This window comes from Bacillus cereus group sp. MYBKT14-1 (assembly GCF_051915185.1).
GTDB classification, from domain to species: domain Bacteria; phylum Bacillota; class Bacilli; order Bacillales; family Bacillaceae_G; genus Bacillus_A; species Bacillus_A cereus.
Genome location: NZ_JBQAEF010000001.1, coordinates 248,417 through 273,467 on the forward strand (window position 1 = coordinate 248,417; position 25,051 = coordinate 273,467).

The following is a 25,051-nucleotide window of genomic DNA, read 5'->3' on the forward strand; positions in this document are numbered from 1 at the left end:
CAAATAGGTAAAGAGAGGGTACAACAGTGAAGTTTGTGCATTTACAATGTCAAACCGTTTTTAGTTTATTAAAAAGTGCTTGTAAAATTGATGAGCTTGTAGTCAGGGCGAAAGAACTCGGTTTTTCATCGCTGGCTATTACGGATGAAAATGTTATGTATGGCGTTATTCCGTTTTATAAAGCATGTAAGAAACATGGTATACAGCCTGTTATTGGATTAACCGCTTCTATTTTTAGTGAAGAAGAAGAAAGGTCTTATCCGCTTGTATTACTTGCTGAGAATGAAATAGGCTACCAAAATTTATTAAAGATTTCTAGCAGTATTATGACAAAGTCCAAAGAAGGTATTCCTAAGAAGTGGCTTGCGCATTATGCGAAAGGATTAATTGCAATTTCACCAGGTAAAGATGGCGAAATTGAGCAATTATTACTAGAAGACAATGAGAGTCAGGCTGAAGAAGTAGCTCGCACGTATCAAAATATGTTTGGCCATTTTTATATGAGTTTGCAGCATCATGCGATTCAAGATGAGTTGCTTTTACAAGAGAAACTACCTGAATTTATTAGTAGGGTTAATATTCCAGTCGTTGCAACAAACGATGTGCGCTATATCAATCAAAGTGACGCGCTTGTTCACGAATGTTTACTATCTGTTGAAAGTGGAACGAAAATGACTGATCCAGATAGGCCGAGGCTGAAAACAGATCAGTATTATTTAAAGTCATCGGATGAAATGGAAGCACTATTTTCCCATGCGCCGGAAGCAATCCAAAATACAATAAAAATTGCAGAGCGTTGCCAAGTAGAAATACCGTTCCATGTAAATCAACTTCCGAAGTTTCCTGTTCCGTCTAATGAAACGAGTGATATATACTTGCGTCGTGTTTGTGAAGAAGGTTTGCGGAAACGATATGGTGAACCGAAAGAAGTGCATATAAAGCGTTTGGATCATGAATTAAATGTTATTTCTCGTATGGGATTTAGTGATTATTTCCTCATCGTATGGGATTTTATGAAGTATGCACATGAAAATCATATTCTAACAGGACCAGGTCGTGGATCGGCAGCTGGTTCACTCGTTTCATACGTATTAGAAATTACAGATATTGATCCAATTGAATACGATCTATTATTTGAAAGGTTTTTAAATCCTGAACGTGTGACGCTTCCCGATATTGATATTGATTTTCCAGACGTAAGACGTGATGAGATGATTCGATATGTGAAAGATAAATACGGTCAGCTCCGTGTTGCGCAAATTGTAACGTTTGGTACGCTTGCAGCAAAAGCGGCAATTAGAGACATTGCTCGCGTAATGGGGCTTCCGCCGCGAGATATTGATATATTTTCAAAACTTATTCCATCAAAGCTTGGTATAACGTTAAAAGATGCATATGAAGAATCACAATCACTTCGTGAGTTTATACAAGGGAATCTTCTGCATGAGCGTGTATTTGAAATCGCAAAACGTGTAGAAGGTTTACCACGTCATACGTCTATTCATGCGGCTGGTGTTATTATGAGTCAAGAACCGCTAACAGGAAGTGTAGCAATTCAAGAAGGACATAACGATGTTTATGTTACGCAATATCCAGCCGATGCGCTAGAAGAACTTGGTTTGCTTAAGATGGACTTTTTAGGATTACGTAATTTAACGTTACTTGAAAATATTATAAAATTTATCGCGAACAAAACAGGGAAAGAAATCGATATAAGAAACTTACCTCTTCAAGATGAAAAGACGTTCCAATTATTAGGGAGAGGGGATACAACAGGTGTATTCCAGCTTGAGTCGGGTGGTATGCGAAATGTACTTCGCGGGTTAAAACCGAATGAGTTTGAAGATATCGTAGCTGTTAACTCGTTATACAGACCAGGACCGATGGAACAGATACCGACTTTTATTGAATCGAAACATGGAAAAAGAAAAATTGAATATTTACATCCGGATTTAAAGCCGATTTTAGAAAGAACATACGGCGTCATTGTATACCAAGAACAAATTATGCAAATTGCATCGAAGTTAGCTGGTTTTTCGCTCGGAGAAGCAGATTTACTGCGCCGTGCGGTGAGTAAAAAAAATCGTGATATTTTAGATCAGGAACGTAAGCATTTCGTCCAAGGATGTTTGCGAAATGGTTATGATGAGACATCCGCAGAGAAAATTTATGATTTAATTGTAAGATTTGCGAATTACGGTTTTAACCGAAGTCACGCTGTAGCTTACAGTATGATCGGATATCAGCTTGCCTATTTGAAAGCGAATTATACGCTGGAATTTATGACGGCATTATTATCAAGCGCAATTGGAAATGAAGATAAGATTGTACAGTATATACGAGAAACGAAGCGGAAAGGTTTTCACGTTTTGCCACCGTCTCTTCAGAGGAGTGGCTACAACTTCCAAATAGAAGGGAATGCGATACGTTACAGTTTACTTTCGATCCGAAATATTGGAATGGCTACAGTGACGGCATTATTAGAAGAACGAGAGAAAAAAATGTTCGAAGATTTATTTGAATTTTGTCTTCGTATGCCGTCAAAGTTCGTAACGGAGCGTAATTTAGAAGCTTTCGTCTGGTCGGGATGTTTTGACGATTTTGGTGTTTCGAGAACGAATTTATGGAAAAGTATTAAAGGGGCGTTAGAGTACGCGAATCTCGCACGTGATTTAGGAGATGCTGTTCCAAAATCAAAATATGTACAAGGAGAAGGGTTATCTTTTATTGAACAACTAAATAAAGAGAAGGAAGCGCTTGGCTTTTATTTATCAAGTTATCCGACAGCGCAATATGTGAAGTTAGCAAAAGAATTAGAAATTCCATCTCTCGCTCAGGCGATGCGACACAAGAAAAAAGTACAAAGAGCTATTGTGTATATAACAAGTGTGAGAGTGATTCGTACGAAAAAGTTTCAAAAGATGGCATTTATTACATTCTGTGATCAAAATGATGAAATGGAAGCGGTCCTCTTCCCGGAAACGTATATACATTTCTCGGATAAGTTGCAAGAAGGAGCAATTGTTTTAGTTGACGGTACGATTGAGCTAAGAAATCATAAGCTGCAATGGATTGTAAATGGACTATATCCGCTAGAGGAAATGGATGTTTATGAAGAAAAGAAAGACGCATCTGTTTACGTGAAATTGCCGTCTCAGTATGAGAAAAAGCTTTTAAATCAGGTTACGAAAATATTGTTCGACTATTCAGGTTTTGCGAAAGTACTAATTTATTATGAAAAGGAACATAAAATGGTACAATTATCTCGGAGTTTATCGATTCATCCAAGTGAAGAATGTTTAGGAGCACTTCGTGAAATTGTCGGGGAAGAAAATGTAGTTGTGAAAATATAATGGACAATTTCCCTACACTTCGATTATTATAGTAGTAGTGTTCGTGGTCAGACCACTTGGAGAAATTGATATCAGCAAGAATAATTTGAGGAGAGTGGATAGTTTGTCAACACTTCGTGAAGAAGCACTTCACATGCATAAAGTGCATCAAGGAAAATTAGAAACTGTATCAAAAGTAAAAGTAGAAAATGCAAAAGATTTAAGTCTTGCATATTCTCCAGGGGTTGCAGAACCTTGTAAAGAAATTTATGACGATAAAAGTAAGGTATATGAATATACGATGAAGGGAAATATGGTAGCAGTTGTGACAGATGGAACAGCTGTACTTGGTCTTGGTAACATTGGACCTGAAGCATCTCTTCCAGTAATGGAAGGTAAAGCTGTATTATTCAAGAGCTTTGCTGGTGTAGATGCATTCCCAATTGCCTTAAATACAAACGATGTAGATAAAATTGTTGAAACTGTAAAATTAATGGAGCCAACTTTTGGCGGCGTTAACTTAGAAGATATCGCAGCACCAAACTGCTTCATTATTGAAGAGCGTTTGAAAAAAGAAACAAATATTCCTATCTTCCATGATGATCAACACGGAACAGCTATTGTAACAGTAGCAGGTCTTGTAAATGCACTGAAATTAGTTGGAAAGAAAATGTCTGACATTAAAGTTGTCGCAAATGGCGCAGGTGCAGCAGGTATTGCAATTATTAAACTTTTATATCGCTATGGTGTACGCGACATTATTATGTGTGACCGTAAAGGCGCAATCTATGATGGTCGTCCTACAGGTATGAATCCGGTGAAGGATGAAGTTGCAAAATATACAAATAAGAATCGTATAGAAGGTTCTTTAGCTGATGTTGTACAAGGTGCGGACGTATTCCTTGGTGTATCTGCAGAAGGTGCATTAACAGAAGAGATGGTTCGTACAATGAATGACGATGCGATTATTTTTGCAATGGCGAATCCAGTTCCAGAAATTATGCCAGAATTGGCAAAAGCAGCGGGCGCAGCTGTTGTTGGAACAGGTCGTTCTGACTTCCCGAACCAAGTAAATAATGTACTGGCGTTCCCTGGTATTTTCCGCGGTGCACTTGACGTACATGCGACACAAATTAACGAAGAAATGAAGATGGCAGCTGTACAGGCTATTGCTGAGCTTGTAGCAGAAGATGAGTTAAATGCAGACTATATCATTCCGGCACCATTTGACGCGCGTGTAGCGCCTCAAGTAGCGGCTTACGTTGCAAAAGCAGCAATGGAGACAGGAGTAGCTCGCCGTCAAGTAGATCCAAATGAGATCGCTGAAAAAACAAAACAATTAGCGCTGATTGGTAAAGAATAAGCGAGGAATTTCCATTGACATCATCAAATACAAAAGTATATCTCGAAATTGTAAAAAAAATCCGTTCCATTATGGAAGAGGATGGTTTGGTGGCGGGGGATCGTTTGCCGTCTGAGCGTGAGTTAAGTTCACGCTTAAACGTAGGACGTTCCTCTGTAAGAGAAGCATTGCGTGCTTTAGAACTGGTAGGATTGATTGAAACGAGACGTGGTGAAGGGACGTTTATTCGAAACTTTTATGATAACGGTCTTGTACAATTAATTGCTCCGTTCTTATTGCAAGATGAGAAAACAATTCGTGATTTATTACAAACGAAACGATTACTTGAGAAAGATATGATTCGAATTGTATGTAATTTACCGAAAGAAACGTTTTCTAAAGTACTAAGTAGATTACACCAAGTACTTGAAGGAAATGAAAGCTCAGTCCCAACGCTTCATCAAACGTTCTTTAAAACACTTATTGAACAAGTCGATAATTATTTACTATATCGCATTTGGATGATCGTAAATGATTACGTAGCAACTCTTTCTTGTAAAGTTTCAAGAGATTCTATCGATATGTATAGAAAGCTTTATGCTACTTTGGAAGAAAAACAAGAAAATGATGCACTAAAAATTTACGATGAATTAGTAGAGAATATACAGTTTCACTCGTAATGTATAAAATTTGTCGAAATGACCATGACACGTTATGACAAACATTCTACCGCGTAGCGGTTAAAGTTAAACGTAAAGAGTGAGGTTATTAGACAGATTGAGAAGATAAGGCTAACATCAAACTTTGGTGTTAGCCCCATTTTCTTCTTACGCTAACCTTAGCTCTCAACGAAGGGGGTCAAATTGTGCTAAGAGATTTATTCGTGAAAAAGAAAAAGTACGCTGCAATACCTTCAGAACAAGTACGAAAAGATGTACCAGATGGCGTTATGACAAAATGTCCGGAATGTAAAAAAATCATGTATACGAAAGAACTTCTAAAAAATTTAAAAGTATGTGTGAATTGTGGATATCATCATCCTATGAATGCATGGGAACGTCTTGATAGTATATTGGACGAAGGGTCATTCCGTGAGTATGACAAAGAAATGGTTTCATTAAATCCACTCGAGTTTCCAGGTTATGAAGAGAAACTAGAGAGCGATCGTAAGAAGACTGAATTGAACGAAGCGGTTGTAACTGGTGAAGGAACAATTGATGACATGCTTGTTGTTGTTGCAGTAATGGATTCTCGTTTTCGAATGGGGAGCATGGGCTCTGTAGTAGGAGAAAAAATCGCCCGTGCGGTTGAAAAGGCGTACGACTTACAAGTTCCATTTATTATCTTTACTGCTTCGGGTGGTGCCCGTATGCAAGAAGGTATATTAAGTTTAATGCAAATGGCAAAAACAAGCGTAGCTTTGAAAAAGCATAGTAATGCAGGAGGATTATTTATTTCTGTTATGACTCACCCAACGACGGGCGGGGTTTCAGCGAGTTTCGCTTCACTTGGTGATTATAATCTTGCAGAACCAGGTGCACTTATCGGATTTGCTGGTAGACGTGTAATTGAACAAACGGTGCGTGAGAAACTACCAGAAGATTTCCAAACGGCAGAATTCTTACTAGATCATGGTCAATTAGATGCGGTGGTGCATCGTGATGATATGAGAGAATCACTTCGCAAGATTTTAGAAGTTCATCAAGGAGGGGAAATGGCTGTATGGCAGAGCTAGAATTTGAAAAACCAGTTGTTGAGCTAAGAAATAAGATTCGTGAACTGAAAGACTATACGAAAAACAGCCAGATGGACTTCAGTGAGGAGATTCGTATTTTGGAAGAAAAGCTAGAAAATTTAGAGGAAGATATATACGGCAATCTGAAAGTATGGGACCGTGTTCAAATTGCTCGTCATGCAGAACGACCGACAACGCTCGATTATATTGAGCACTTATTTACTGATTTTTTCGAATGTCATGGAGATCGTCTATTTGGCGATGATGCAGCGATTGTCGGCGGCATTGCGAAATATAAAGGGATGCCTGTAACTGTAATTGGGCATCAGCGCGGAAAAGATACGAAAGAAAATATTCGCCGTAACTTTGGAATGCCTCATCCAGAAGGATATCGAAAAGCATTACGTTTAATGAAGCAGGCGGAAAAGTTCAATCGTCCTATTATTTGTTTTATTGATACGAAAGGAGCTTATCCTGGTAAAGCTGCTGAAGAACGTGGTCAAAGTGAAGCTATCGCCCGCAATTTATTTGAAATGGCAGGTTTAACGGTACCTGTTATTTGTATCGTTATCGGCGAAGGTGGTAGTGGTGGTGCGCTAGGCCTTGGAGTTGGAGATTACATTCATATGCTAGAAAATTCCACTTATTCTGTTATTACACCAGAGGGTGCAGCGGCAATTCTTTGGAAAGATGCAGGAAAAGCAAAGGAAGCTGCAGAGGCAATGAAAATTACAGCAGCAGATTTGAAAGAATTAGGTGTAATTGACGAAATTATTCCAGAAGCAAGAGGCGGAGCTCACCGTAATATTTTGAAACAGTCAGAAAATATAGACTTAATGATTCGAAAAACTTTTGAACAATTAAACGGAATTTCGAAAGATGAATTAATCGAAAAACGTTATGAAAAATATATGAAAATTGGGCAAGTTTCGTTTTCAAACGCTTCCATTTGGATAAAATAAGAAAAGCGTGCGTTCCACTTCGCGAATGCACGTTTTTATTATGAAAAGACACATCTTCTCCATTGTATTTTTATATTTTTTCGTGTTATTTTATTATAAGGCAAATAATCTTTATGAGGTGAGTACAAATGAAACGTATTGGTGTATTAACAAGTGGTGGAGATTCACCTGGTATGAATGCTGCCATTCGTGCAGTTGTTCGTAAAGCGATTTTCCATGATATTGAAGTATATGGTATTTACCATGGATACGCTGGATTAATTTCTGGTCACATTGAAAAATTAGAACTTGGTTCTGTTGGCGATATTATCCACCGCGGTGGTACAAAATTATATACAGCAAGATGTCCTGAGTTTAAAGATCCAGAAGTACGACTAAAAGGTATCGAGCAATTAAAGAAACACGGTATCGAAGGACTTGTTGTTATTGGTGGAGATGGTTCTTACCAAGGCGCTAAAAAATTAACTGAACAAGGATTCCCATGTGTTGGTGTACCAGGTACAATCGACAATGATATCCCTGGAACAGACTTCACAATTGGTTTCGATACAGCTTTAAACACTGTTATTGATGCAATTGATAAAATTCGTGACACAGCTACATCTCATGAACGTACATATGTTATCGAAGTAATGGGACGTCACGCTGGTGATATCGCATTATGGGCTGGTTTAGCTGATGGTGCGGAAACGATCTTAATTCCAGAAGAAGAGTATGACATGGATGATGTTATCGCTCGTCTGAAGCGTGGTAGTGAACGTGGTAAAAAACACAGTATTATCGTTGTAGCTGAAGGTGTTGGAAGTGCAATTGACATCGGTAAGCACATTGAAGAAGCAACAAACTTTGATACTCGTGTAACTGTATTAGGTCACGTACAACGTGGTGGATCACCAAGTGCACAAGACCGTGTATTAGCAAGTCGTCTTGGCGCAAGAGCAGTTGAATTATTAATTGCTGGTAAAGGCGGACGTTGTGTAGGTATTCAAGATAACAAACTTGTTGATCATGACATTATCGAAGCGTTAGCTCAAAAGCATACAATCGATAAAGACATGTATCAATTATCTAAAGAATTATCCATCTAATCGGCGTAATGTCAGATATTTGGGAACGGTTTCATAATTTTCGGAGGTGCAATATGCGTAAAACTAAAATTGTATGTACTATAGGTCCTGCTAGTGAAAGTATTGAAAAATTAGAGCAATTAATCGAAGCAGGTATGAACGTTGCTCGTTTAAACTTCTCTCATGGTAGCCATGAAGAGCACGGAGCTCGTATTAAAAACATTCGTGAAGCTTCAAAGAAAACTGGTAAAACAGTTGGTATCTTACTTGATACAAAAGGTCCAGAAATCCGTACTCACGACTTCGTAGACGGACAAGCTGAGCTTGTAACAGGTGCAGAAGTAGTTCTTTCTACTGAGCAAGTATTAGGTACTGCAGAGAAGTTCTCTGTATCTTATGCTGGTCTTTATGACGATGTAGACCCAGGTTCTCGTATTCTAATCGATGACGGTCTTATCGAACTAGAAGTAATCGAAAAAGCTGATGGAAACATCCGTACAAAAGTTCTTAACAGCGGAACTGTAAAAAATAAAAAAGGTGTTAACGTACCAAACGTAAGCATTAAGCTTCCTGGTATCACTGAAAAAGACGTAAAAGATATCATCTTCGGTATCGAGCAAAAAGTTGATTTCATTGCAGCTTCATTCGTACGTAAAGCGTCTGACGTATTAGAAATCCGTGAATTATTAGAAGAGCATAACGCTCAATACATCCAAATCGTACCAAAAATCGAAAACCAAGAAGGTATCGACAACATCGATTCAATCTTAGAAGTTTCTGACGGTTTAATGGTAGCTCGTGGTGACATGGGTGTAGAAATTCCACCAGAAGAAGTACCGTTAGTACAAAAACGTCTAATTAAAAAATGTAACGTGTTAGGTAAACCAGTTATTACTGCAACACAAATGTTAGATTCTATGCAACGTAACCCACGTCCAACTCGTGCGGAAGCAAGTGACGTAGCTAACGCAATCTTCGATGGTACAGATGCAATCATGCTTTCAGGTGAAACAGCTGCTGGACAATACCCAGTAGAAGCAGTAACAATGATGGCTAACATTGCGGTACGTGTTGAAAAATCATTACAATATGAAGATATGTTCAAAAAACGTATTAAAGAGTTCACTCCAACAATTACAGATGCAATTAGCCAATCTGTTGCACATACAGCACTTGCTCTTGATGTAGCTGCAATCGTAGCTCCAACAGAAAGTGGATATACTGCGAAAATGATCTCTAAATACCGTCCAAAATCTCCAATCGTAGCTGTAACATCTGACGAGCAAGTAGGACGTCGTCTTGCACTTGTTTGGGGTGTACAAGCATTTATGGCTGAGAAGCGCGCAGCTTCAACTGACGAAATGTTAGATACAGCAATTCAAACAGGTATGGATGCAGGTCTAATCGGACTTGGAGATACTGTAGTGATTACTGCTGGTGTTCCAGTTGCTGAAACTGGTACAACAAACTTAATGAAAATCCACGTTGTTGGTGAAGAAATTGCTAAAGGACAAGGAATCGGTCGTAAAGCTGCAAAAGGTAAAGTAGTTGTAGCAAAAACAGCTGCTGAAGCTGTAGCGAACGTAAATGAAGGTGATATCCTTGTTACAACAAGCACTGATAAAGATATGATTCCTGCAATCGAAAAAGCTGCAGCTTTAGTTGTAGAAGAAGGTGGCTTAACAAGCCATGCAGCTGTTGTAGGTGTATCAATCGGTATTCCTGTTATCGTTGGTGTAAACGGCGTAACAGCAACTTTAAAAAATGGCCAAGAAGTAACAGTTGATGCAGCACGCGGAATTGTTTATAATGGACATGCGGAAGTGCTATAAGTAATACGGAGAGAAGGATCGGAGTCCTTCTCTTTTTTTTTACACAAAAACGAGATAAAATTAGCTTGAAGCGCCTAGAATTGCTTTTAAAAGCTGTTTGTTATGGGTTTTAATATGAAAGGGTATCTATATTTCATATGATGTATATAGGCATTGTGAGGGCGTTAAAAGTGAGATGTGAGAGAGGTGTAGAACTATGAAGTGGTTACTATTCTTGTTTATTTTAATACCGGCGATTGAGATTACGGTCTTAATTGGATCAAGTCATGTAATAGGTTTATGGTCTACGTTCGCTATGATTGTATTTACAGGTGTTGTAGGTGTGTATTTGGCGAAAAGACAAGGGTTTAAAGTGCTTGGAGAGATTCAATCTAAGTTGAATAGAGGGGAAATGCCAGGTGAGGCGGTACTAGATGGTATTTTTGTATTTGTAGGAGGTATTCTCTTAGTGCTTCCTGGGTATGTGACAGATATGCTAGGGTTTATCTGCGTGATCCCTATTACGAGAGCTTTATTGAAGCCGCTTGTTATGAAGTGGATGGAATGGAAATTTAGAAAGAATTCTACTATTATTATTCAGAAATAGCACTTAGATTGTAGAAATCTAAGTGCTATTTTTTTGTCTTGTAAAAGGAGAGGAGCTTGCTGATTGAAGCTTTGTTTTACCGCGCTATTTGTGGGGTGGAATTTCTATCTCAAAGCTGGGCTGCTCGTAAGTGTCTGATGTGGGGCGAATGATGAGTGGGGATGAACAAAACGTTCGCTTATTATATTTGCTATATAATTTTTGTTTGAACTCTTGTGTGTACTTCGATTAAACTTGTGATTTTTTAGTGCTATTAATTTAGGTGAATAAGATGGAGGGAAACACTGCTAAATTAAAGTTTTGCTTTCTTATATAGAGGAACGATTGGTGTAAAAAATTCATATAAAAAGGCGGAGATTGTTAATTGAAGTCTTATTTTATGCTATTTTGTATATTTATTCATTTACATAAAAAGTAATAAATGTAAATGATAATTATAAAATAAATAGAATAAATATGTAAAAACACCACGGAATATGCGTTTTTCATGCAAAAAAACAAGAGAATTATCTTTTTTGAGTGCAATTCTCTTGTTTTATGTAATAAGTATGAAAAATAAGTACAAGGAATAATCAGTGGGAATTTCCCACTGATTACAGGTAAGTTTTTTGTTGTGTATGAATTAGAAACTATTATTTTGAAGGTGAACCTTTAATATATTTCCACAAGTCATGGAAGACATTAGCTTTGTGTAATGTATTAAGTAGTACTAAGGTGACTGGGCCGATGATTAATCCTAAAAAGCCAAAAAGTTTAAAGCCGACAAATAGAGCGACGAGTGTTGCTAATGGATCGAGACCGATGTTAGATGAAAGTACTTTCGGCTCCATAATTTGTCTTTGGACAATCACGACGATGTATAAAATGAGAAGACCAATGGCGAATGCGGTATCGCCAGTGAAAAATACGTATATAACCCATGGAACAAAGACTGCGCCTGTTCCTAAATATGGTAGTAAATCTACAACCCCTGTAATAATCGCGATAGTAATGGCGTATGGTACGCGTAATATTAAAAGCCCGATTAGTACAATGACAGTTGTCATAGATACGAGTGTAAGTTGTGCTTTCACAAAACCAAACAAAGCTTTTCTTAAGTCGACAAAAATAGTTTTTCCATAGCCATGTACACGATTCGGTAGCAATTTTCTTGCTTTCTGAGCAAGACGGTGCCAATCGTAACTAATGAAGAAAGTGGCTAATAAAATGAATACAAGGACAGTTAAAGTTGTTGGCAGTGCACTAATGAAATTCGTTAACCCGCTTATAATGGCGGTTAAAAGTTCTTTCATTTGTGTTGTCGCTTCTGTTCCTAAGTTTTGAATGTTTTGTGTAATTGTATAGCGCTGTGGTTCTCCAAGATGATTAAATTTAGAGATTAAATCATCGTAGAGAGGCATAATATGATTAAGTGCAAATTGCTGAGCGAATGTAACGATATCTGGAAACTTTACTGTAACAAGTTGTAGTAAGTATGTTGTGGCAGATATTGCTTCAGTCACAAGATATGTAACAAGTCCAACGATAGCTCCAAATACGAGAATTAAGCTAACGAGTACTGCTAGTGCGCGAGGAAATTGTAGTTTTTGATTAAGGAAATTGACGACAGGATTAATCAAATAAGCAAATGCAAAAGCGATAATAAAAGGATAGATAAGCCCTGACATGTATAGTAATACATAAAACCCAGCTACCGTTGCTACAATGACAAATATGAGTCGCAATATCATATATAGTAAGTTTCGGTTCAAAGATGTATACCTCCCATTCCAATTTGGATTATCCTAATTCGTTCAACTTATAACGAGTGTGCCCCACTGATTAAAGTTTCACTTTATGTTATAGTGGAATGATGGATTTTTCCTGCTTTTTCAGTATGTGAGTGACTGTGAAAGCTTGGTGTTGATGCTTCTACTATATGGTAAAAACTTCATTTTCTCTTCTTTTTATTTTACCTGTTTCTAATTAGAAAGGAAAGAAGAGACGCCTGTTTTTTAAAATGTATACACGCTTAAATTTTTATGGTGAAAGTCTCAATTTATCATTTTAAAATACATAAAAAATGAAGTGATTCATGTTGAATAGGCATCGATATATCATGTATAACGATAGGTTTAAAGGTATTTTTGTTTGGAAATGAGTTCATTATTTTCAGAAAGGAAGTGCAAACATGATTAGTCAGTCAACGTTATTTTTATTCATACTACTTATTATAGGACTTATTGCGAAAAACCAATCGCTTACTGTGGCTATTGGTGTGTTATTTTTATTGAAGTTTACGTTTTTAGGAGATAAGGTCTTTCCTTATTTACAAACGAAAGGAATTAACCTAGGTGTAACGGTCATTACAATAGCGGTGCTCGTACCGATTGCGACGGGGGAAATAGGTTTTAAACAACTTGGAGAAGCGGCAAAATCTTATTATGCGTGGATTGCTTTAGCTTCAGGTGTAGCGGTCGCTTTGTTAGCGAAAGGCGGCGTACAATTGTTGACAACGGATCCTCACATTACAACTGCGCTTGTTTTTGGGACAATTATAGCGGTTGCACTATTTAATGGGGTTGCTGTTGGTCCGTTAATTGGGGCTGGAATTGCCTATGCGGTTATGAGTATTATACAAATGTTCAAATAAGGAATTTTATAGTAATATAAAATTTTTGAATTCTTTCTGTTCACAAAAGTCAGATAATTGTTTATAATAGGATTAGAAACTTTGAAAAGTTACATAACAGCAGAGACTTTACACCAGATAAAATAAAAACAACATAAAACAATTTTATAATGATATTGTTTTATGTTGTTTTTATCATAAAACTCTTCGGAATGTATTTTCCTCACTAACTTGTTGTTTTGAGCGTGAGGATTCGGGGAGACATTCACGCTCATGCTTTCCATGTAAACAATGGACAATAAGAGGGGAACATCGCAACAAATTTGCATGATCGTGCATTTTGCTTGCCTAAAGAGTGAACGGGCGTTCATAATTCATAAGGGGAGCAAATAGATATAAGGAGCAAGGTTGGGAGAATTTTCAGGAAAAGGAGAGAATGTCATGACTGTTATTCGAGGTTTAGAAGGGGTAGTAGCAACAACATCATCTGTGAGCTCTATTATTGATGATACATTAACTTATGTTGGGTATAATATTGATGATTTAGCTGAGAATGCTACGTTTGAAGAAGTAGTGTACTTATTATGGCACCGCAAGCTTCCTAATGAAAAAGAACTAGCGGAATTTAATGAAATTGTATCAGAATACTATAAAGTTCCAGGTGAGATTTTAACATATTTGAAACAAGTAGATTTAAAAATTGCACATCCGATGTCTGTTTTACGAACTGCAATTTCCATGCTATCATTATACGATGAGAGCGCTGAAATTATGGACGAAAAGTCCAATTATTTGAAAGCGGTTAAATTACAGGCGCAAGTGGGAACTTTAGTTGCTGCTTACGCGAGAATCCGTAAAGGTTTAGATATTGTTGAGCCAAGAAAGGATTTATCATTAGCTGCAAACTTCTTGTACATGTTAAATGATCGCGAGCCAAATGAAGTTGAAATTGAAGCTTTTGATAAGGCGCTTGTACTTCATGCAGATCATGAGTTAAACGCTTCTACATTTACTGCACGTGTTTGCGTAGCTACACTTTCAGATGTATATTCTGGTATTACAGCAGCAATCGGTGCATTAAAAGGTCCTCTTCACGGTGGGGCAAATGAAAATGTAATGAAGATGTTAACTGAGATTGGTGAAGAAGAAAATGTAGAGTCATATATTCATAATGCTCTTCAAAATAAAGTGAAAATCATGGGCTTTGGCCACCGTGTGTATGAGCAGGGTGATCCACGTGCAAAACACTTACGTGAAATGTCTAAGAGATTATGCGTGCTTTTAGGAGAAGAGAAATGGTATAATATGTCTATCAAAATTGAAGACATTGTAACAAAAGAAAAAGGTCTTCCACCAAATGTTGATTTCTATTCAGCTTCTGTATACCATTGTTTAGGAATTGACCATGACTTATTTACACCTATTTTTGCAATTAGCCGTATGTCAGGCTGGTTAGCTCATATTCTAGAACAATATGAAAACAACCGTTTAATTCGTCCGCGTGCTGATTATAATGGACCAACGCATCAAGTGTATGTTCCAATTGCACAACGATAAGCGAATAACACTATTTTGATAGTGAAAATACGCTTTCAAAAGTCTGATTTTTTCGGAAAGATGTAATGATTAGAATATTTTAATTTGACTAACGGTTTGAACTGAGGGGTTATTCCCTCAGTTTCATACATATGAAATTTCAAACATGGGGGTTATCACATTGACGACAGGTGAAAAAATTACTGTAACTAATGGTGTTATGAATGTACCAAACAATCCGATTATTCCATTTATCGAGGGAGATGGAATTGGTCCTGATATTTGGGCAGCTGCATCTCGCGTACTAGAAGCAGCAGTTGAAAAAGCTTATGATGGTGAGAAGAAAATCGTTTGGAAAGAAGTGCTTGCAGGGGAAAAAGCATTCAACCAAACAGGCGAGTGGTTACCAGAAGAAACTTTAAACTTAATTCGTGAATATTTAATCGCGATTAAAGGTCCACTTACAACTCCAGTTGGCGGTGGTATTCGTTCTCTAAACGTAGCACTTCGTCAAGAATTAGATTTATATGTATGTCTACGTCCAGTTCGTTATTTTGAAGGTGTTCCTTCACCTGTAAAACGTCCGGAAGATACTGATATGGTTATTTTCCGTGAAAATACAGAAGACATTTATGCTGGAATTGAATATGCGCAAGGATCTCCAGAAGCAGAAAAAGTTCTTGCTTTCTTAAAAGAAGCAATGGGTGTTAATAAAATCCGCTTCCCAGAAACATCTGGTATTGGTATTAAGCCAATTTCAGAAGAAGGGACAAAGCGTCTTGTTCGTGCTGCAATTCAATATGCAATTAACGAAAAACGCTCTTCTGTTACATTAGTTCATAAAGGAAACATTATGAAATTTACAGAAGGTGCTTTCAAAAACTGGGGTTACGAAGTAGCGGAACAAGAATTCGGCGACAAAGTATTTACTTGGGCTGAATACGATCGTATCGTTGAAAAAGATGGTAAAGATGCAGCGAATAAAGCGATGGCAGATGCTGAAGTGGCTGGAAAAATCATCGTAAAAGATTCTATTGCAGACATCTTCTTACAACAAATTTTAACTCGTCCACGTGAGTTCGATGTTGTTGCAACAATGAACTTAAATGGTGACTATATCTCTGATGCACTTGCTGCACAAGTAGGTGGAATTGGTATTGCACCTGGTGCAAACATTAACTATGTGACTGGACATGCTATCTTTGAAGCTACACACGGTACAGCTCCAAAATATGCAGGTTTAGATAAAGTAAACCCATCTTCTGTTCTTCTTTCAGGTGTATTATTATTAGAACACTTAGGATGGAACGAAGCTGCGAAATTAGTAACTGCTTCTGTTGAGAAAACAATTGCTTCAAAAGTAGTAACTTATGATTTCGCACGCTTAATGGAAGGTGCAACAGAAGTGAAATGTTCTGAGTTCGCTAATGAACTTATTAAAAACATGGATGTAGCGATAATCAAAAACGCATAATTAAAGCGGGGGGGTAAATTATGACAATCAAACGCAAGAAGGTTTCAGTCATCGGTGCAGGATTTACAGGAGCAACAACGGCATTCTTATTAGCACAAAAAGAACTTGCAGATGTTGTATTAGTGGACATTCCACAACTGGAAAATCCAACAAAAGGGAAAGCGTTAGATATGTTAGAAGCGAGCCCAGTACAAGGTTTTGATGCTAACATTATTGGAACATCTGATTACGCAGATACTGCTGATTCTGACGTTGTCGTTATTACAGCAGGTATTGCACGTAAGCCTGGTATGAGCCGTGATGACTTAGTAGCAACAAACTCTAAAATTATGAAAAGTATTACGCGCGACATTGCAAAACATTCACCAAATGCAATTATTGTTGTGTTAACAAATCCAGTTGATGCAATGACATATTCTGTATTTAAAGAAGCAGGATTCCCGAAAGAGCGTGTAATCGGCCAATCGGGTGTATTAGATACAGCTCGTTTCCGTACATTCATCGCACAAGAATTAAATCTTTCTGTAAAAGACATTACAGGATTTGTTCTTGGCGGACACGGTGACGACATGGTACCTCTTGTGCGTTATTCTTATGCAGGCGGTATTCCGTTAGAAACGTTAATTCCAAAAGAGCGTTTAGAAGCAATCGTAGAACGTACACGTAAAGGTGGCGGTGAGATTGTAGGCTTATTAGGAAACGGTAGTGCATATTACGCACCAGCAGCTTCTTTAGTTGAAATGACAGAAGCAATCTTAAAAGATCAACGCCGTATATTACCAGCTATTGCGTACCTTGAAGGTGAGTATGGTTATAGTGACCTTTACTTAGGGGTACCAGTAATTCTAGGTGGTAACGGAATTGAAAAAATTATTGAATTAGAACTTCTTGCAGATGAAAAAGAAGCGTTAGATCGCTCTGTAGAATCTGTACGTAATGTAATGAAAGTTCTTGTTTAATAATTGAATAGTAGTGAAAAAGATTCGGGATTCCGAATCTTTTTCTACTATTTACCGAATTGTTTTTTTGAAATAATATGAAAACGCTATCATTTGTAATATCCTATAATGAAACTGTAGATTTATACTATACATTGCCCTCATCATAGTAAATTTCGGATAAGGTATCGCTTTTAGTAGGATAATAAGGTGAAAAAATCGGAGGGGGTTGTAACATGTTAAAGAAAAAAGTTCAAATTGGTCGTAAAATGGATGAAATTACAGTAGGAGAGAAATTATCTATCACTGAAAAAATTGAGGATAAAGATTTGTTATTGTACTTAGGGTTAACGAATGATGCCAATCCATTATATATTCAGCATGATTACGCATCCCAAACTCCGTATGAAAAGCCGATTGTACCAAGCATTATGCTAACGGGAATGATTACAACGGCGGTTACGAAATATTTACCGGGTCCAGGAAGTCATATTACGAGAAAGGACCTTACATTCGTGAAACATGTTCACCATTATGAAACGTTACAAATCCACTTTGAAGTTGTGGCTGTTTCTGAGGAGGAACATACAATTGATATGCTTGTATCTGCTCATGATGAAAAAGGAGAAACTGTTGTGAAAGGTTCATTAACAGTAACGCCACCTTTTAAATCTGTTTCTATTATGGAAAAAGCATTAGATAATTTTTAAAAGATGAAAATATGAATAGCGCTAGCATACCTTTCATAAGGATGCTAGCGCTATTTTTAGTTGAAGAACCCTTCTTTGAACCCTTCAGCAAATTCTGAGCACCCCGTTTTAATCGTATCCCAGCTCGGAGCGTTAAAAGCAAGGATACATGTGACTGCTAAAGATAGAATGGATAGTATTAGTCGCATAATAGACCTCCGTATATTATTAATTTATATATTAAGATTAATAATATAATCATCGGTAATTGAAGTCAATTAAAGGAGTGGTTTTTTAGGTAAGGTGGAAAAGAGAAGACGTGATCTTTGAAACGGTAAGAGAAGCTGAAGTGTGAGCAGACCGGGTTGCGAATGGAATGTACGGGAGAGTATTTGATAGATATGAAACACCAGATTATAAAATAGCGTATGCTCTTTCGTTTTTCCTAGCATAAAATTAAGATTTTATAGTTCATACGGAAGTGAGCTTTAAAGAAGAGAGAGCAATCTATAAAGTTTGGCAAAATCCTGTGTAGTTGCAGGTGAATTGTAATTACTTCTATTTTCTCAATTCTACACAAACGATCTCCATGAATAGACAATTATATTGAGAGGGACCTTGTTTTCTAGTATGATGAGAATAACGGGGAAAATACTAGGATGAAGAAGGTTTCAAGTCTATAACTTGGAGGAAAAGAATGAACAATCGTATTTTAGTAGTTGATGATGAGGAATTTATCTTAACTTTAATCGAATTTAATTTACAACAAGCTGGGTTTGAAGTTATAACAGCGATGGATGGAGAAATGGCGCTTCAAAAAGCGACAACAGAACGCCCAGATTTAATTATATTAGATTTAATGCTTCCGAAAATGGATGGTATGGAAGTGTGTAAAGAATTACGATTGCAGCGCGTTATGACGCCGATTTTAATGTTAACGGCAAAAGATGATGAGTTTGATAAGGTGCTAGGCCTTGAACTTGGGGCGGATGATTATATGACAAAGCCATTTAGTCCAAGAGAAGTTGTTGCTCGTGTGAAGGCGATTTTGCGTCGTACGAAATTACAACAAGAAGAACAAGTTGCAGAAGCGCCAGATGAAGATAGCATCACAATTGCAGAACTTAAAATTTTACCGGAATTTTATGAGGCTTATTTCCAAGGAAGAAAGCTTGAATTAACACCAAAAGAATTTGAACTACTTGTGTATCTTGCGAAAAATAAAAGTCGCGTGTTGACACGTGATCAATTACTAAGTGCTGTATGGAATTACGATTTTGCTGGTGATACACGAATTGTTGATGTTCATATTAGCCATTTGCGCGATAAAATTGAACAAAATACGAAAAAACCGACGTACATTAAAACGATACGTGGTTTAGGATATAAATTAGAGGAGCCAAAAGGGAATGAATAAATTTCGTTCCAGGCTTCTTTTTACATTTGTTTCTCTTATTGTATTTATTTTAGTTGGACTAGGTTTATTACTAGAAACTGTGTTTGAAAACTACTATATAGATCATGCTAAAGAGAGAATGGTAAAAGAGACAGAGTATGTTGCGACGTTAGCAGAAGAGCAAGGTTTTGATAATGTCTTAAAAAACCCATACGTATTTGAAAAGTTAGAAGAAAAAATACCAGCTTCTATCGTATTTTTGGATGAAAAAAAGAAAGTTCAATATAGAAAAGGACAAGAATTGGCATTTAGTCCAGAGACGATTAAAGAACTTTCTTCGGAAGTGGCAAAACAACGAAGTAAAGTGATTACGAAAGAAACGGATCGAAAGAATGAATTTTATCATGCGGTGTTCGTTCAAGATGTAGAAGGAAAACAAGGATACATTTTGGTGAAAAGTATAATTGATCCTTTAAGAGACGTACATCAAAAAACGTGGGGATTATTAATTATCGGATTTGTCATTGCTTGTCTCGTAGTTGTATTTTTAGGTATGAAAATTACAGGGCAATATATTAGGCCAATTGAATCGGTTACGAAAGTTGCAATTGAATTGGCAAAGGGCAATTATAAAGCACGTGCATACGAAAGTCATTCGGATGAAACAGGGATGCTGAGTAAAGCGATTAATATTTTAGCTCGAAATTTACAAGAGATGACACTTGAACAAGAAATGCAGCAAGATCGTCTGCATACGTTAATTGAAAATATGGGAAGCGGAATGATTTTAATTGATAGCCGAGGATATATAAACCTTGTAAACCGCTCTTATAAGGAAACTTTCCACGTAACAGATGAAGAATATTTAGATCGCTTATATTATGAATCGTTTCATCATACAGAAATTATTGAGCTTGTAGAAGAAATCTTTATGACAGAAGTGAAAGTGCGTAAACAAATGTTATTGCCACTTGGAATTGAACGGAAGCATTTCGAAGTATATGGAGCGCCGATTATCGGGACAAACCATGAATGGAAAGGGATTGTTCTCGTATTCCATGACATAACAGAGTTAAAGAAATTAGAACAAATGAGAAAAGACTTTTTAGCGAATGTTTCTCATGAATTAAAGACACCGATTACTTCTATTAAAGGTTTTTCAGAAACACTCTTAGACGGAGCGATGGATAATAAAAAATTCTGCGAACATTTCTTGCACATTATTTTAAAAGAAAGTGAGCGCATGCAAGGATTAATTGAAGATTTATTAGATTTGTCGAAGATCGAACAACAAGGATTTAAATTAAATATGGGAACCGTTGATATGAAGGGGCTGCTTGAAGATATTCATATGGTACTTGATAATAAAGCAGGAGAAAAAGAAATCTCTTTACAAGTTAATGTATTAAAACGTGCCTCTGTTATTGGAGATCCAAGTCGTTTGAAACAAATCTTTATTAATTTAATTAATAACGCAATCGTATATACACCGGCTGGAGGCGTTGTTTCAGTAGAGTTAGCGGAAGATAAATATAATGCTTATATAAAAGTATCGGATACTGGAATTGGTATTAGTAAAGAGGAAATTCCGCGTATTTTTGAACGTTTCTACCGGGTGGATAAAGCAAGAAGTAGAAATACTGGTGGTACCGGCCTTGGATTGTCGATCGTAAAGCATTTAGTTGAGGCGCATCAAGGTACGATTACAGTAGATAGTGAAGTTGGAGAAGGGACAACGTTTACAGTTGTTTTACCGAAATCAGCAACTGAAAAATAGGATGAAGGATGTTTACAATATATTAACAATGGCTTAATTAAATATTAATAAAGCTCTGTTAATATAATACATGAAAACCCCTTCATCCAAGGAGTAATTTTGGACGAGAATAGTTAAGCTGTTCTCGTCACTTCCCTTTATGCCAATATAAGTCTGTTTTATATATGAAAGAAAATAGCCGTTATTTTTCTTCTCTCTATTAGTCATGTTAATATAGAGAGAGGAAAGGAACGGTTTTTTTCTGTGAAAAAAATCATTTCAAATTTGTATGGGGAGGTTTCAATTTTGGAAAAAAAGGTCGTATTAGTAGATGGTAATAATATCGCGTATCGTGCTTTCTTTGCACTACCGCTTTTAAATAACGACAAAGGTATACATACGAACGCAATTTACGGTTTTACAATGATGTTAATGAGAATATTAGAGGAAGAAAAGCCAACTCATATGTTAGTGGCGTTTGATGCAGGCAAAACAACGTTCCGTCATAAAACGTATAGTGAGTATAAAGGAGGACGTCAAAAGACTCCACCTGAATTATCAGAGCAGTTCCCGTTTATTCGTGAGATGCTGGATGCGTTCAATGTACCGCGTTATGAATTAGAAAATTATGAAGCGGATGACATCATGGGAACGTTAGCGAAAGAAGCGAGTGAGCAAGGGGCAAGTGTAAAAGTTATTTCAGGAGATAAAGATTTACTTCAACTTGTTTCTGATAACACGCTTGTATGTATTCCGCGAAAAGGGATTACAGAAGTGGATGAATATACGAAAGAAGCTTTATTTGAAAAATACAGCTTATCACCAAAGCAAATTATCGATATGAAAGGTTTAATGGGAGACCAGTCAGATAATATACCGGGTGTACCAGGAGTTGGTGAAAAAACGGCAATTAAATTGTTAACACAGTTTGGAACGGTTGAAGCGGTGTATGAAAATATAGATCAAGTAAGTGGGAAGAAATTAAAAGAAAAACTGGAAGAAAATAAAGAACAAGCTCTTATGAGTAAGGATCTTGCAACTATTATTACAGATGCGCCGATTACAGTTCATGTGGATGATATGGCGTATAAAGGATATGAAGCAAGTGATGTCATTCCAATGTTCGAGAGTTTAGGATTTACATCTCTTTTAAATAAATTAGGCGTTACGCCAGAAGAAACAGCTCCAGCTGAATTAGATGATATTACATTTGATATTGTGGAAGAAGTTACAGAAGAAATGCTTCAGCAAGATAGTGCGCTTATCGTTGAAGTACAAGAAGATAACTATCATAAAGCAGACATTCAAGGTTTCGGTATTCAAAATGAAAATGGATGTTACTTTATTCAGACAGACATTGCTCTTAAGTCAGATGCTTTTAAAGAGTGGCTTGCAGATGGAGAGATGAGAAAGCATACATTTGATGCGAAGCGTGCAATCGTTGCACTGAAATGGAATGGGATAGATATGCAAGGGATTGACTTTGATCTATTAATCGCTGCTTATTTACTTGACCCGGCTGATACAGATAAAGATTTCCGTACTGTAGCGAAAATGAAAGAAACGCATGCTGTGAAATCAGATGAAGAAGTTTACGGAAAAGGTGCGAAACGTGCTGTTCCAGAGTTAAAGGTAGTCGCGGAGCATGTGGCTCGTAAAGTGCATGTATTATATGATGTAAAGCAAACATTCGTTGAAGAGTTAAAGAAGAATGAGCAATATGAACTGTTTACAGAGTTAGAATTGCCGCTTGCACGTGTATTAGCTGATATGGAAGTAAAGGGTGTAAAAGTTGATACAGAGCGTCTTCGTAATATGGGAGAAGAACTTGCGGGTAGATTAAAGGAAATGGAACAGGAAATCTATAAGCTTGCGGGAACAGAGTTTAATATTAATTCACCGAAGCAGCTTGGTGTGATTCTGTTTGAGAATTTAAACTTACCGGTTATTAAGAAGACGAAAACAGGTTATTCTACGTCAGCTGATGTACTAGACAAGCTTATGAATCACCATGAAATTATTCCAAACATTTTACATTACCGTCAATTAGGGAAACTCAATTCAACTTATATTGAAGGTTTATTAAAAGTTGTACATGAAGATTCATCTAAAATTCATACTCGCTTCAATCAAGTATTAACGCAAACAGGTCGATTAAGTTCAACGGATCCAAACTTGCAAAATATCCCGATTCGATTAGAAGAAGGAAGAAAGATTCGTCAGGCATTCGTTCCATCAGAAGAAGGATGGATTATGTATGCGGCTGATTATTCACAAATCGAACTACGTGTATTAGCTCATATTGCAAATGATAAAGGGCTAGTTGAAGCGTTCCAACATGACATGGATATTCATACGAAAACAGCTATGGATGTATTTGGCGTTGAAAAAGATGAAGTAACTTCAAATATGAGACGACAAGCGAAAGCTGTTAACTTCGGAATTGTGTATGGTATTAGTGATTATGGTCTTTCACAAAACTTAGGAATTACAAGAAAAGCAGCAGCGGAATTTATTGAAAAGTATTTAGAAAGTTTCCCTGGTGTACAAGAATACATGGATGACATCGTAAAAGATGCGAAGCAAAAAGGATATGTGGCTACCTTATTAAATCGTCGCCGTTACATTCCGGAAATTACGAGTCGTAATTTTAACTTGCGTAGCTTTGCTGAGCGTACAGCTATGAATACACCAATTCAAGGTACTGCAGCAGATATTATAAAAAAAGCGATGATTATTATGGCAGATCGTTTAGAAGAAGAAGGATTACAAGCTCGTCTTCTATTGCAAGTACACGATGAATTAATATTTGAGGCACCAAAAGAAGAAATTGAAAAATTAGAGCAGCTTGTACCAGAAGTAATGGAGCATGCAATTGAACTTGCAGTTCCGCTGAAAGTTGATTATTCTTACGGTCCAACTTGGTACGACGCAAAATAAGGAAGTGATGAAATGCCTGAATTACCAGAGGTTGAAAACGTCAGACGGACACTTGAAAATCTTGTAACAGGAAAAACGATTGAAGATGTTATTGTTACTTATCCAAAAATAGTGAAACGACCGGATGATGCAGAAATCTTTAAAGAAATGCTAAAAGGCGAGAAGATTGAAAATATAAAGCGAAGAGGAAAGTTTTTGCTTTTATATGTAACGAATTATGTCATTGTTTCACATTTGCGTATGGAAGGTAAGTTTTTATTACATCAAGAGGATGAGCCGATTGATAAACATACGCACGTCCGTTTCTTATTTACAGATGGAACGGAATTACATTATAAAGATGTGAGAAAGTTTGGTACGATGCATCTCTTTAAGAAAGGTGAAGAAATGAACCAAATGCCTCTTGCTGACTTAGGTCCGGAGCCATTTGATGCTGAAATGACACCGCAGTATTTACAAGAAAGGTTACAAAAGACAAATCGTAAAATAAAAGTTGTGCTACTGGACCAGCGTCTTTTAGTAGGGCTTGGAAATATATATGTAGATGAAGTTTTATTCCGTTCTCAAATTCATCCAGAACGAGAAGCTTCGTCTTTAACAGTAGAAGAAATTGAGCGAATTTATGAGGCTACCGTTACAACGCTAGGCGAAGCAGTAAAGCGTGGCGGAAGTACAATTCGGACGTATATCAACTCACAAGGGCAAATTGGTTCGTTCCAAGAACTCCTAAATGTATATGGGAAAAAAGGAGAGCCGTGCGTAACTTGTGGCACGATATTAGAAAAAACAGTTGTTGGCGGGCGAGGAACGCATTACTGCCCAATTTGTCAGCCTAGAATATAGAAAAGAGATAAC

At 37.0% G+C, this 25,051-nt stretch carries 19 protein-coding genes; 17 read left to right on the plus strand and 2 right to left on the minus strand.

The genetic code is table 11. The features are described from left to right. The first annotated feature begins 26 nt into the window (after positions 1 to 26). From dnaE to ACTFO4_RS01490, 8 genes are all read left to right on the plus strand, one after another. Positions 27 to 3,353, plus strand: coding sequence for a DNA polymerase III subunit alpha (gene dnaE / locus ACTFO4_RS01455; protein ID WP_440013237.1), 3,327 nt, complete (start codon positions 27 to 29; stop codon positions 3,351 to 3,353). Positions 3,354 to 3,486: 133 nt separating this feature from the next. After that, positions 3,487 to 4,695 carry an NAD(P)-dependent malic enzyme gene (locus tag ACTFO4_RS01460; RefSeq protein ID WP_440013345.1) on the plus strand — a complete coding sequence of 403 codons (1,209 nt, stop codon included), beginning with the start codon at positions 3,487 to 3,489 and terminating at the stop codon, positions 4,693 to 4,695. Between the two features lie 14 nt (positions 4,696 to 4,709). After that, entirely contained in the window at positions 4,710 to 5,354 is a 645-nt protein-coding gene (locus ACTFO4_RS01465; RefSeq protein ID WP_000204448.1) for a FadR/GntR family transcriptional regulator, read from the plus strand. A 185-nt stretch (positions 5,355 to 5,539) separates the two neighbouring features. Further along, positions 5,540 to 6,409, plus strand: coding sequence for an acetyl-CoA carboxylase, carboxyltransferase subunit beta (accD, locus tag ACTFO4_RS01470; RefSeq protein WP_000942856.1), 870 nt, complete (start codon positions 5,540 to 5,542; stop codon positions 6,407 to 6,409). Continuing rightward, on the plus strand, positions 6,397 to 7,371 hold the full coding sequence (accA, locus tag ACTFO4_RS01475) for an acetyl-CoA carboxylase carboxyl transferase subunit alpha (protein ID WP_000818804.1): 975 nt from the start codon (positions 6,397 to 6,399) through the stop codon (positions 7,369 to 7,371). The genes accD and accA overlap by 13 nt, the downstream gene beginning before the upstream one ends. 128 nt (positions 7,372 to 7,499) lie before the next feature. After that, positions 7,500 to 8,459, plus strand: a complete 960-nt coding sequence (gene pfkA / locus ACTFO4_RS01480; protein WP_000821157.1) for a 6-phosphofructokinase — start codon at positions 7,500 to 7,502, stop codon at positions 8,457 to 8,459. Positions 8,460 to 8,512: 53 nt separating this feature from the next. Continuing rightward, entirely contained in the window at positions 8,513 to 10,270 is a 1,758-nt protein-coding gene (pyk, locus tag ACTFO4_RS01485) for a pyruvate kinase (protein ID WP_001232673.1), read from the plus strand. Between the two features lie 196 nt (positions 10,271 to 10,466). After that, positions 10,467 to 10,856: an FxsA family protein gene (locus ACTFO4_RS01490; protein WP_000871628.1), complete on the plus strand. Its 390-nt coding sequence runs from the start codon at positions 10,467 to 10,469 to the stop codon at positions 10,854 to 10,856. 632 nt (positions 10,857 to 11,488) lie between these two features. Here ACTFO4_RS01490 and ytvI read toward each other — a convergent pair. Next, the gene (gene ytvI, locus ACTFO4_RS01495; RefSeq protein ID WP_001081388.1) at positions 11,489 to 12,607 is read right to left on the minus strand and encodes a sporulation integral membrane protein YtvI; all 1,119 of its coding nucleotides are present in this window, start codon (positions 12,605 to 12,607) and stop codon (positions 11,489 to 11,491) included. Positions 12,608 to 13,026: 419 nt separating this feature from the next. On the opposite strand from ytvI, the gene ACTFO4_RS01500 reads away from it, so the two are divergent. The 5 genes from ACTFO4_RS01500 (at position 13,027) to ACTFO4_RS01520 (ending at position 18,125) form a co-directional block, all read left to right on the plus strand. Continuing rightward, complete coding sequence (locus tag ACTFO4_RS01500) at positions 13,027 to 13,488, plus strand: DUF441 domain-containing protein (protein ID WP_000625507.1); 462 nt, start codon at positions 13,027 to 13,029, stop codon at positions 13,486 to 13,488. Positions 13,489 to 13,875: 387 nt separating this feature from the next. Beyond that, positions 13,876 to 15,024: a citrate synthase gene (gene citZ / locus ACTFO4_RS01505; protein ID WP_000503652.1), complete on the plus strand. Its 1,149-nt coding sequence runs from the start codon at positions 13,876 to 13,878 to the stop codon at positions 15,022 to 15,024. Between the two features lie 160 nt (positions 15,025 to 15,184). Continuing rightward, entirely contained in the window at positions 15,185 to 16,477 is a 1,293-nt protein-coding gene (gene icd / locus ACTFO4_RS01510; protein WP_000206898.1) for an NADP-dependent isocitrate dehydrogenase, read from the plus strand. 20 nt (positions 16,478 to 16,497) lie between these two features. After that, on the plus strand, positions 16,498 to 17,436 hold the full coding sequence (gene mdh / locus ACTFO4_RS01515; RefSeq protein WP_000153230.1) for a malate dehydrogenase: 939 nt from the start codon (positions 16,498 to 16,500) through the stop codon (positions 17,434 to 17,436). A gap of 215 nt (positions 17,437 to 17,651) precedes the next feature. Then, a complete protein-coding gene (locus ACTFO4_RS01520; protein WP_000914180.1) occupies positions 17,652 to 18,125 on the plus strand; it encodes a MaoC family dehydratase in 474 nt (157 codons plus the stop codon). Between the two features lie 56 nt (positions 18,126 to 18,181). On the opposite strand, the gene ACTFO4_RS01525 is transcribed toward ACTFO4_RS01520, so the two are convergent. Next, positions 18,182 to 18,313, minus strand: a complete 132-nt coding sequence (locus ACTFO4_RS01525) for a hypothetical protein (protein WP_001237022.1) — start codon at positions 18,311 to 18,313, stop codon at positions 18,182 to 18,184. A gap of 488 nt (positions 18,314 to 18,801) precedes the next feature. On the opposite strand from ACTFO4_RS01525, the gene phoP reads away from it, so the two are divergent. The 4 genes from phoP to mutM all read left to right on the plus strand — a co-directional run bounded on the left by phoP (position 18,802) and on the right by mutM (position 25,039). Further along, a complete protein-coding gene (phoP, locus tag ACTFO4_RS01530; RefSeq protein ID WP_001065220.1) occupies positions 18,802 to 19,521 on the plus strand; it encodes a two-component system response regulator PhoP in 720 nt (239 codons plus the stop codon). After that, positions 19,514 to 21,277 (plus strand): sensory box histidine kinase PhoR, encoded by a 1,764-nt coding sequence (gene phoR / locus ACTFO4_RS01535; RefSeq protein ID WP_001032106.1) that lies wholly within the window; start codon positions 19,514 to 19,516, stop codon positions 21,275 to 21,277. Before phoP ends, phoR begins: the two co-directional genes overlap by 8 nt. Positions 21,278 to 21,562: 285 nt before the next feature. Beyond that, complete coding sequence (polA, locus tag ACTFO4_RS01540; protein ID WP_440013234.1) at positions 21,563 to 24,196, plus strand: DNA polymerase I; 2,634 nt, start codon at positions 21,563 to 21,565, stop codon at positions 24,194 to 24,196. Between the two features lie 12 nt (positions 24,197 to 24,208). Beyond that, complete coding sequence (mutM, locus tag ACTFO4_RS01545; RefSeq protein ID WP_001114478.1) at positions 24,209 to 25,039, plus strand: DNA-formamidopyrimidine glycosylase; 831 nt, start codon at positions 24,209 to 24,211, stop codon at positions 25,037 to 25,039. Positions 25,040 to 25,051 lie beyond the last annotated feature (12 nt).

Coding starts and splice junctions, on each gene's coding strand:
- pyk (WP_001232673.1), top strand. CDS start 8,513: ATGCGTAAAACTAAAATTGTATGTACTATAGGTCCTGCTAGTGAAAGT.
- ACTFO4_RS01500 (WP_000625507.1), top strand. CDS start 13,027: ATGATTAGTCAGTCAACGTTATTTTTATTCATACTACTTATTATAGGA.
- accA (WP_000818804.1), top strand. CDS start 6,397: ATGGCAGAGCTAGAATTTGAAAAACCAGTTGTTGAGCTAAGAAATAAG.
- ACTFO4_RS01520 (WP_000914180.1), top strand. CDS start 17,652: ATGTTAAAGAAAAAAGTTCAAATTGGTCGTAAAATGGATGAAATTACA.
- ACTFO4_RS01490 (WP_000871628.1), top strand. CDS start 10,467: ATGAAGTGGTTACTATTCTTGTTTATTTTAATACCGGCGATTGAGATT.
- ACTFO4_RS01460 (WP_440013345.1), top strand. CDS start 3,487: ATGCATAAAGTGCATCAAGGAAAATTAGAAACTGTATCAAAAGTAAAA.
- mutM (WP_001114478.1), top strand. CDS start 24,209: ATGCCTGAATTACCAGAGGTTGAAAACGTCAGACGGACACTTGAAAAT.
- phoR (WP_001032106.1), top strand. CDS start 19,514: ATGAATAAATTTCGTTCCAGGCTTCTTTTTACATTTGTTTCTCTTATT.
- mdh (WP_000153230.1), top strand. CDS start 16,498: ATGACAATCAAACGCAAGAAGGTTTCAGTCATCGGTGCAGGATTTACA.
- ACTFO4_RS01525 (WP_001237022.1), bottom strand. CDS start 18,313: ATGCGACTAATACTATCCATTCTATCTTTAGCAGTCACATGTATCCTT.
- phoP (WP_001065220.1), top strand. CDS start 18,802: ATGAACAATCGTATTTTAGTAGTTGATGATGAGGAATTTATCTTAACT.
- pfkA (WP_000821157.1), top strand. CDS start 7,500: ATGAAACGTATTGGTGTATTAACAAGTGGTGGAGATTCACCTGGTATG.